The organism is Paenibacillus sp. O199 (assembly GCF_001636635.1).
GTDB classification, from domain to species: Bacteria; Bacillota; Bacilli; order Paenibacillales; family Paenibacillaceae; genus Paenibacillus; species Paenibacillus marchantiae.
Genome location: NZ_LGRP01000009.1, coordinates 141,571 through 151,770, shown reverse-complemented (window position 1 = coordinate 151,770; position 10,200 = coordinate 141,571). Strand labels below are relative to the sequence as shown.

The following is a 10,200-nucleotide window of genomic DNA, read 5'->3' as shown; positions in this document are numbered from 1 at the left end:
TCCTCAATTTCTTGAATGCTAATTGGCCCAAATGTATTGAATATAGAAGATACTTTACTTGGTTCTACTTGGTAGTTGTATGCAAAATCAATTGTGATGTTTTTCCCGTCAGAAGTAGCAATCTGAATATCTCTGTATTCAACCGTTTGAATTCGGATCGGATATTTCGTTACTTTATCAAACGCTCCAACTAGTTTCCACCCTTGACTCAATGTACTGTCTTTTACGCCTCCATTTGGTGAATAAACGACCCCAACATATCCATTAGGAATTCGTGTTAAAAAAAAGGTCACCAGTAACACTCCCACAATAATAACTACTGCAACCGCAATCGCCCCTACTTTAAACGTCTTTGAATTTTCCATCACCATTCTCCTCTTGTTTGAATTTATTGTATTTCTTCAACACTCTACTACCTATTTTATTGAATAGCGGGAACATTAATGACCATAGAATAAATGCTAGGATAAAGATTAAAATTATCCCCCCAATAAATGGCATATTCGTCCTCCCCTCTATGGATGTAACCGAGTACAAATTTATAAATAGCAACTAATTATATCCTCCTTTATATATACTTTGTAAATTCGTATTCGGTTTCAATGATATTCAGTGCTTGAACTACCATTAGGTAAAGTAGAGAAGAAAATGGTGAGTGAGTGACGTCCAGTACCCGGTTATCCCTATCAAGAAAGTGATCATCATTTCATCTGGATATTATGGTTCAGAAATAAGTTGTACCTATTGCTCTTCTCTGTGGGTGTATGCAAATGATATAATATGACAATCTTTATACGTTTTTATTTTCATAAAAAACTTATTTCTATTGCTATAGGATATACAAATCAAAATCAAACTCTGCACTCAAGTCATAGGCTATACTGATTGCCTTTTGCTCGATAGAAATCGCAGGGCTTTCATTATTCATGACCCTGATCGAGAAGCTAAACAGAAAATTCAAACTATGCTTCATTCTCAAGGTTTTCAACTTTTCAATATGCGGCTCCAAAAGATTCAGTAAGTAGTTCAATTGCTGATTGACATCAAAAGATTCCAGATAGTCCGTTTCCAAAAACCAACAGGTTTCTTTTCTGTACAAATCTCTATCATCAATCTTTTCTCCTTTTATATAGGTTCCTGATGGCTCTATTCCAATCTGTTCTGTGACTAACTTCGGTTCGAAATAATCTCCGGTAATGATAAATTCAGCCATTATATTCGTTTTCTCCATATACGATCCTCCTAACTTGTTCATATTGATTTATCAGAAACCACTGGAAGTATATCCCTTGTGACATCCAGCGGACTAAATTTGCCTCTTGACCCCTTCTGACTTGGTGATGACCTTTCCGTTTTGAATATTCACCCAGTTAGCATTCTGTGTACAGTAATAATCCTAAGTTAGAGTAGTTTTAACAAGATGGTCAGCTTGTCTAGTGGTTTCAGGCAACCGATACTTAGGTGAAAGTGCCAGTATCCAATTACATGAAGTTTCTAAAGAGATACGGTGACCAATTGACACGAAAATAGGATTAACATTGTTTTGAGTTCTCAGTACCTTGCCAATTACTTCACTGTTATCGATTAAAGGTGAATAACTACCGCGTTGGGATTCGGGCTCCACAAATGTTCCTATCAATCTAGTTTTCCCACACCCGATCGTTGGTGTATCTAAAAGTACTCCTAAGTGGCAAGCCAAGCCAAACCTTCTTGGATGAGCGATGCCCTGTCCATCACAAACAATTAGATCTGGCTTAATTTTTATTCGCTTAAACGCCTTAACAATTGGAGGTAACTCTCTGAATGAGAATAATCCAGGGGCATATGGAAATCTAACTTTATCTTCAATTACTACTGATTCTACTGGTTTTAGCGAATTAACATCCAAAATAACTACTGCTGCAATTAAACTATCACTTCGTTTACTATATGCTACATCAACTCCAGCAACATAATTCACCTCTGTAAATTCATCTTGTTTAATGACTTTTTCAGCTAAACTATATTGAAGGACAATGGCCTCTTTCTCGCTTATTTCCCATGGATGATTTAATATTTGCTCCATTATAATCACCTTTCAATTTGATATCCTGTAATTGATTTATTTGTTCAAGTAATCATTGATTCCCTTAGATGAGTAACCACAAGTATGTAGTATGTAGTGAAGTTGGCGAGAATTTACTCACAGTTCCTATTTTCCATTTTTGAAAGTAACTTTAAAACCATCAAGAAACTGATGTTGATCTAATCTCACCATTCTTGAACCAAGAAATAGACTTTCCAGCAATTGCTCCCTTACGCATGCGTTTAAATCCTTCTATTTTACCATCTTCGTAATACGTGACATAATCACCATCAGGAACTCCATCCACATAGTAACAATAGTGAGCCAAATTCCCATTGCTATACTTTTCGTAAACAAGTCCTGTTACTGGATTTCCTCCATCTTCAATAGACCTATCAAAAACTTGGTCCCCGTACTCTCCATCAAAACAAACATCTCCTGTAAATTCTAAACCGTTTAAAAGAACTTCTTCCTTCGAGAGTATATTTATTTCCTCCATTGTTGTGCTCTCCCCTCTACTGAATAAAATACTATAAGTCAGAAAGAATATTATTACAGTGCAGACATTTTTTCGGTCTTGTCGTACTTCTATTGGATGATCGATCGGGTTACCTCTTTACTCAAGTTTAATTATAATATTACCCGTCCTCTAAGTTTTTTCATCCCTGGCCTTAATTCCATCTTTCGAAGACGGAGCATCTTTAGGTTTAGGTGGATTTTTCGGCTTAGTCGGTTTAACACTTGAAGACATAGAAGAATCTTTAGAAGCTGTTCCTTTCGACGAAATACTGATCTCTTTCGAATCCACATGAGAAGTGTGCGGCGATCCCTTTGAACTCCCAGTGCCACTGTATTTTCCATGATTTCCACCTGTATCGGAGAACATATGACTGTCAGTCTTCACAATTATCGGTACGGTACATCCGTCTACTAACTTCATCCGCTGCACTCGCCATGGAACACTGGATATTGCGCCTGCGCTCGTGTTGCCCAAGACCTGGTTGATTCGTTCTCCCAATTCCACTAGAGATGAAGGCATTATTGCCGAATTGTCTTGAGCTTGCCATCCTTCATGGCACTGCCCGTGGCTCTATCTGACCCATCTGCATGGCCGAACTTTTTACCGCTACCCACTTTTAACGATTAGGATGTATATCGCTTGTTGGCACAGGCGGAACAGAAACCTAACGGCCTCTAGATTTTCTTTTTTTAATTTTTCTTGCGGGTAACTCCCATTTTTACTGGTTTAACAGTAGGATGGTAGTAAAGTCAGGATACAACTAGTTTCACCTTCTCACCGGGTTTGGGTATAACAAAAAAACAGGTTAATCGTAGTGGTCTCTGACCATACTCGACCTGTTAATTTAATGCTATAACGTTATTTAGGGCGACCATAACTTAACTATTTATCAGGCGTAATCACTTAGATGCCATTTAGGGAAGGGTGGTTTTATAATACGTTACATTAAAGGGGATTTTTACTTCGGTTTTAACTTATACAGACTTCTTTATCATTATTTTAAAATCCTTATCCATTATGACAAATTCATCACTAATTCTAACTAATAAATCAGAATAGTTCTCTTCTAACTTGTACTTAAGTTCAGTAAAAGAGACCGAAAAATTAATAATTAAATAAAGCTCTGTAATCCTGTAACTTTCGGTATCAAGAAACATTGTGACCTTAGTGATATCATTATCTTTTCGCTCCACCTGATTTATACTGTAGGTTATGTTTTTTGTTGTTATCTTCTTTCATATTTTTAGAACCGAATAAGCTGCCCAGATTGATATAATTTGGATTCCCTTTTCTAAATATTGAAACTAAATCAACTACCAAGTTATTAAAAGATTTTTCATAGAATTCTTTTTGTAAGGCATTCCATTCATGATCTATAAAAGTAAACCAATCTGGACTAATCGCCGAATTATCGATAACGCCAGGTATGGATTGCCTATATAGATCTGTCTTTAAGCCGAAAAATTCGCCATTACTTGTAGACATTATAAATACCTCCAATTTTATCAGCTATTGTTTCCATTAACATATCATTTACTTTGGCACTATGGCCTTCTTTCCAAAGTTGCATTATCTTAGGATCGTTTCTAAATAAATTCATAGTTTCTTTAAATATTTTTTCTACATCATAATACGGTACATTCCAGCCAGTTACTCCCCTTTTCATACTGAATGTAAGGCCATTAGGAAGTGTTGCACGAATTTCAGCTGCATTATATGCTACGGCAGTTTCAATATCATTAAAACTGAGCATACCATTCGTTGAAGCATTTGATTTGCGTACAAACGAAATAACGGATATGGGTATTACAGGGTTAAGTCTACTTGAAATTAGCCGCCGACTCATTCGGCACTGGGTGGGAGTTGAGACAAGGGCAAAAGAAAACCACAATATGGGCGGATAGCTCGCATCGTGGCGTTAATACTTTATTTAACATGTATACTGCTAACACAAAATGGTTTATAGTTTTTCTGAAATAAAAAATATAATTCAGCTATAGAAACAAAAATATATAAATCATACTACTCTATCTATTTCATCTAGTCTCTCCATGTTAAATTCACTAAATTCTGTTCTTGGAAAAGAATAAACATTTTGAGGCCATCCATATTTTCCACAAACAAGCTCATTATGGTGATAACTAACTCTCCCCCCTCTCCAACAACAATATTATAGGTTCATATAGAGCTTCGAAACGTGCATCAATCTTTTCTCCAACGCTAATTATCCACTCCCACTCTAAAAAATATTTGCACAAGAACTCTACTGTCCAACCTTGTTTCAATAATTCCAATTCCTCAATTTTCTTGAATATGAAGCAGTATTTCTTCTTTAACACCAATAATCTGAGCTGCACTATATATGGGTTTACGTATTTTATTATCAGGGCAATAAACATCCCTAAAGATGTTACCCCTATTAATAAATTCAGTTACAAGTAATGCATGTGAAGGAAGGTCTTGCCTCCTGACGTTCCAATCAATATTTATAATTCTTTGTACTGCTTTTTCAAACCTTTCCAAAGTTCTCACTTCTTTCTTTATGGTGTGTTTGAAATCTGTTTTCATTTTGGATCACGCATATCAGACCTGCCCTTATAAAGAAATGGCAACCTCTTTCATATAGCTTTATTGCTGCCACAAACAAATCTTTATTTTCAATAGCAATTTGATTTCCTTCATCAATGAGTACGTTTAACTCTAAATAACTGGTAGCAATTTCTCTAACATAACTATTGTCAATCTCTTTTAGTATTTGTAATTCATCAACACTCACTTGTGACTTAGTTATCGAAATTGAAATGATAACAAAAGGATACCTACAAGGCCCAGGATAATACTGGAAGAATATTGATGCTCTTCTTAAGTATTCTTTACTCATATGAACATATGATCTTGCTTGCTTGTTTCCAATACAACTCCAATCTATTGCAGAAATACGCTTAATTGCCTGATAAAAATTATCCATCAATTATTTCGCTCCACCTTCTCTATTTTTATTACCCAAGAACTTTTTTCGAATAGTAGTCATATGCTCCAGGGAGTTCAAATGAAGGTTGATCAGAAGCTACATCATGTGCACCAGGAGGATCTGAACCAAAACGTCTATTCATCGCAGCCATATTACGTCCTGACGTTCAGGATGGCGCGGGGGATGGAATGGGTGAAGCCATACAAGCAATTCCCATTGAGATGTCTTACAGAACAACAAACGCTCGATGTGTTATCCCTAGCTTCTGAACGCACTCCTTACCTGGATGGTTCATGGCTGATTTCTCCCTTCAAGTTTTCTTTCTTTATAGGTTAGACATTCTATAGGCAGGAGTCACACCAGACATACAGAAGCATAGGGCGTTTTTTGAATCTTGAATTTGTCACATCCTAATTAAGTAACATGTTTACCAGTAACGATAAACCCCACTGAATTTACAGTACGCTACTGTATCCCGTAACACTAATCGACCAAGTTCAATTTAATTAGTATCACAAAATTTTTGAATTTGCTTGGCTCTGTTATCTCCGTCCAACTTAGTGGATGATGGATGGTGTGCATGGATGGTGGCGTTAGACGTAAAAAACACATCGATCATGGTGGTATCTGACCATAATCAACATGTTTAATACAACGCTGTAACGTTATTTAGGGTAAAAATTCAAGTGTTAATGAGCGTACAAACAAAAACAAAATGAAGAAATCTATCTACGGATATGTCACGGGTTAAGTGATTATTAGTTGCTTGGTGGGTTCGTTCGGCAATGGGTAAAGTTTTTTAAACAACCGCCGATCAATATCAGGCGGTTAGCTCGCAGTGCGGCGTATGTTTGCAAGAGTTATTGATAGACTCGACTCTTTAAATATTTAAACCAGATTATCTATGTCTAACGGTTCCTTTGTTACAAATTTTTCAAACCATCCGCTTAATGGCATATGTCCAACATTTTGTATATCCAGTGACTGATGTCGGAGATCAAATAAACCTCCTCTTTCAATAATTTTAATTAGGGGTTCATATACATTTATATATTTAGCATATTTTGGATCCTTATCAGCATAATTAGCCAATTGGATATAATATTCAAATATTTTTCCTGTATATATGCTTCTACCTAAAAACTTTGAAGCTTCTTCGTTACAATAGTCTGAGATCACTATTTCTTCCTCATTGTCACCAAGCAATTGAGCTATATTTGAAAACAAAGGTGGCCTCGGTTTAATCGCTTGCTCCTTGAAAAATTGAGCCAATCTCCTTAAAAATTCTCGAGCTAACTTAACATCCTCTTTTGATACGCTTGTACCTACTACATCCCATTTCACATTATTGATTTTTACTATAGCCTCATCTAGATACATTTTTTCACCTCTTAGTTAATAATCTACGTGTTTATCAAAATGTTTGTTAAATTCTTTTGATTGATCGTATCCTGGAAATGAAGGTGGATTGGGATCTGTTATGTTAGCTCTGTCATGTGCATTTTTTTTAATGTCGATATCATATATCTCGTCCTCGTGGTTCCAAGTAGACGGATCTCTTAAAGGCATCCCACCATCCATAAATTCCTTTTCTTTAATCTCATGATTTGCTAGCTCCCTAAACCATTCTTTTTCCTCTTCTGTCAATTCGCCCTTTTGAGCCTTCTGCCATGCATATGCAATATCTGCATCCGCTTGAAAATATAACTCTTCGTACGGTTTACCACCAACAGATATTTGTTTTGTGTCTAAGAACAAATGCTTCTTTGTCTTCAAGACCTGTTCTTCTGTCAATCCTGTATTTTTGGCTACTGTGGAAATATCTCCAATACCTGATTTTCTTATATCGATATATTTCCTCTCGAGGAATGCTTGAAATCCATCTTCTGGTACGATGATGTGCTTTTTCATTTCAACTGGATCTGTTATAAAATCATGTTTACCCGTCCTCTCAGTAATTGTGCTTGTCCGTCCCTTACTAGCCTCATCATATAGATGCGAGTCATCAAACTCATCGAAAGGCCGGTTCTTACCAGGACCGCCCAACGCCCCTCTTGAAGGCTTGGATTTAGCAGTCTTCGATCCAGTCTTACCGCTAGCTGCCGCCGGATCATGTTGAACCTGCTGCTTCCAGGCTGCCCACGTATCACCCAGCGCCGAACTGTTCTTACTGTTAACCAGCTTGTCCGCTGCCTTATTTAACCCATGCTTGGCAAGCATAGCCAGGTTTACAACCATCAACGTAATGCCCAACTTATCCAGCAATTCCTGATCCATTCCAAGAAACGTTGGATTCGTATTGGCGTTGCCGTTCTTCAGATCATTCAACTTCTCCGCGTTAACCACGATCATGGAGACGCCCAGCGCAGCATCCGCTACAGCCAGCATGTACAGAGATCCTCCACCTGTTGGTATCGCCGCTATAATTGCAACTACCCCGAATATGATGTTGAATTCTGCAATCAATACTTGGGGACCAATAATAAGCTCTTCGAACGTATATCGGGATAAGTATACCGTTTTTTGGGTTTGCTTGCTCAAGTAGTCGGGCTTTTGCGGTATGCCATAGGCAAGTTCCATCTGTTCCAGCCAAGGACTGATCTTTTCCAATACGCCCCCGATTCCGGTAGCTTCCACGAACTGCTGGATCATCCCTGGCTTTCCGCTCGATCCAGCCGGTTGGGAGGATCCTTGACCGCTCAGCACTGGAGGAGCTGGCATCATTGCATGGATTTCCTCAGATGACTTGCCTGCTTGCTGCCCTTGTTCCATCACCTGTTTGGCTTGCTGCTTCCAATCGTACATCGCCGTTCGATCCTGGTCCATCTGGTCGTAAACCTTCTGTTGGTTCGCCAGTTCGGCCTGTTTTTCTGCTTTGCTTTTCTTTTCCGGCTCAGCAGCGGGCTGATTGATATACTTTTGTTGATAGATTGTTTTTTGTTCACCGGAAGACATGGTGCTCAGCCAGTTCTTGGCTTGATCCTTCATTCCCGGATCACTCTTAGCCGTCTCGGTTACTTGATTACGAATATCCGCTCGCTGTCCATCCGTTAGCTGAACTGCAGCCTTGAGTTGGAGCGATAGATCGATCTCTTGTTTCGCAATTTCTCCTTGAGCGAGCTTATCTACATACAGCTCTTCCAGCTCTTCTTCGGTTAGAAGATCCACAAAGTCCACTTCGATCTTCTGGAAGTCAACCTTGGCACTTTGGATCCCCATACGGTTACCGTTCAGGATAACATACTGGTCTGTATTTGTCTGGAGTACAATTTCCTGCTCAGCACGGATTCGAAGAGATTCGAGAACTCCCTCTTCGCCCCCACTGCCGGCTTCAATCTGATTTCCTGCTACAACGAGAAGATCCTCGCTGGCATTCAGCGTGATATTTCCTCCATCCAGATGCAGGCTAACGGTGCCTTTCTCAAATAAAACACCGTCATCTCCCAGCTGCATTTTGGCCTCACCAGGCATCTCGAATACTTTTGTGGAAGGTTTCTGGAACACCGTCCGGCTCTTCATTTCCTCGCCGCCGCCACGAACCGAATTAATAGCCATCGCCTTTTTCTCTGTGCCACTGGGGAAATAGACCTTAATACGAGCCCCCTCATCCGGCAGACAGTGAAAGATATTGTTGCCCTCTCCCGAATAAGGAAACCACCAATTTCCCTGCTGATCATGTGCATCATCGATATCTAAATGCACCTTCACCATGTTGTTTGCGCGTTTGATCACGCGTCCTTCCAAGGACATCCCTTGGAGTTTATCATTACGGCGGGATTTTCGGCGCAAACTCTGGCGTTTTACCAGCAAGTATTCATACTGTAATAAACCTGCTGAGTAGCTGATCACGGACTCGGAGACCACCCACATTTGTTTCTTAAATGACACATCATCGCCAACTTGGCAATACTGATCACTGGTTACTCGGTAGTTAACAAAATCGGCTTCCACTAGCTGTTCTGCATCCTTGCCTTCAGCATTAGCTCGAAGCTCTTCATAGACAGCTCGATCTTTCATGGCCTTGTAACGCCGGACATGTAGCTCTTTACCCCAGGATAAGTCCGGGACACCAAAGTAGACACGAGGTGCATCCATGGAGACGTCCGGTAAAATGACGGTTCCCACTCTAGAAGCCAGTCGCTTCAGAAATTTCCAATCTGTTTCTTCATACTGAACCAACAAAGCACCTATGGAAGCCTGGTCACTTGTCGCCATATTCTGGGCATCCCCTGAGGCATAATTCCGAACCAGCTGCCGAATCGCATCGGTATAGGTCAGATGCTTGTTCTGATACGAGCGACTCCGCGGCTTCATATCCATGATATATGTACGTGATAGAGCCTCCACTTCTAAAAGGGGGATCCCATCTTCCATCTGGATATCGACTTTGGTAATTCCTCCGGCAAACCACCCCTCCGGTCTGACATCCGTTGGCTTCTGCAGAACGAGGCTGTCGTTAAAGGAGCTCTGGAGGAGGCATTGCTCTGCCTCCTCTTCGCTCATGCGGGCTGTAAAAACACAACGTGTATGTGCATTGAAAGCTCGCTCAATTCGGAAACTGCGGAGGTCCTTGATTTTGTAGGGCCACTGCAGTTCAAATCCATCTCCCTGATAGTTAACATCCATTTCGATACCCTCCTCCGT

The 10,200-nt window shown here is 39.6% G+C and carries 9 protein-coding genes and 1 pseudogene; all 10 read right to left on the bottom strand.

Annotation, left to right across the window (positions count from 1 at the left end; translation table 11 throughout):
* Window positions 1–392, bottom strand: a pseudogene (locus tag A6049_RS34115) (SPFH domain-containing protein); the annotation flags it as partial.
* Window positions 393–829: 437 nt separating this feature from the next.
* Window positions 830–1,231, bottom strand: a complete 402-nt coding sequence (locus tag A6049_RS16135; RefSeq protein WP_161490606.1) for a DUF4279 domain-containing protein — start codon at window positions 1,229–1,231, stop codon at window positions 830–832.
* Between the two features lie 165 nt (window positions 1,232–1,396).
* Window positions 1,397–2,065 (bottom strand): deoxyribonuclease V, encoded by a 669-nt coding sequence (gene nfi / locus A6049_RS16130; protein ID WP_063565642.1) that lies wholly within the window; start codon window positions 2,063–2,065, stop codon window positions 1,397–1,399.
* A 160-nt stretch (window positions 2,066–2,225) separates the two neighbouring features.
* Entirely contained in the window at window positions 2,226–2,564 is a 339-nt protein-coding gene (locus A6049_RS16125) for a toxin-antitoxin system YwqK family antitoxin (RefSeq protein ID WP_063565641.1), read from the bottom strand.
* Between the two features lie 1,197 nt (window positions 2,565–3,761).
* Window positions 3,762–4,070 (bottom strand): hypothetical protein, encoded by a 309-nt coding sequence (locus tag A6049_RS16110; RefSeq protein WP_063565638.1) that lies wholly within the window; start codon window positions 4,068–4,070, stop codon window positions 3,762–3,764.
* Entirely contained in the window at window positions 4,057–4,338 is a 282-nt protein-coding gene (locus A6049_RS16105; protein WP_063565637.1) for a hypothetical protein, read from the bottom strand. Before A6049_RS16105 ends, A6049_RS16110 begins: the two co-directional genes overlap by 14 nt.
* 545 nt (window positions 4,339–4,883) lie before the next feature.
* Entirely contained in the window at window positions 4,884–5,108 is a 225-nt protein-coding gene (locus A6049_RS32955) for a hypothetical protein (RefSeq protein WP_145921932.1), read from the bottom strand.
* Complete coding sequence (locus tag A6049_RS16095; RefSeq protein ID WP_063565761.1) at window positions 5,095–5,553, bottom strand: hypothetical protein; 459 nt, start codon at window positions 5,551–5,553, stop codon at window positions 5,095–5,097. Before A6049_RS16095 ends, A6049_RS32955 begins: the two co-directional genes overlap by 14 nt.
* 891 nt (window positions 5,554–6,444) lie before the next feature.
* On the bottom strand, window positions 6,445–6,936 hold the full coding sequence (locus A6049_RS16085; protein ID WP_063565634.1) for a hypothetical protein: 492 nt from the start codon (window positions 6,934–6,936) through the stop codon (window positions 6,445–6,447).
* A gap of 15 nt (window positions 6,937–6,951) precedes the next feature.
* Window positions 6,952–10,182 carry a hypothetical protein gene (locus A6049_RS16080; protein WP_063565633.1) on the bottom strand — a complete coding sequence of 1,077 codons (3,231 nt, stop codon included), beginning with the start codon at window positions 10,180–10,182 and terminating at the stop codon, window positions 6,952–6,954.
* Window positions 10,183–10,200: the final 18 nt, after the last annotated feature.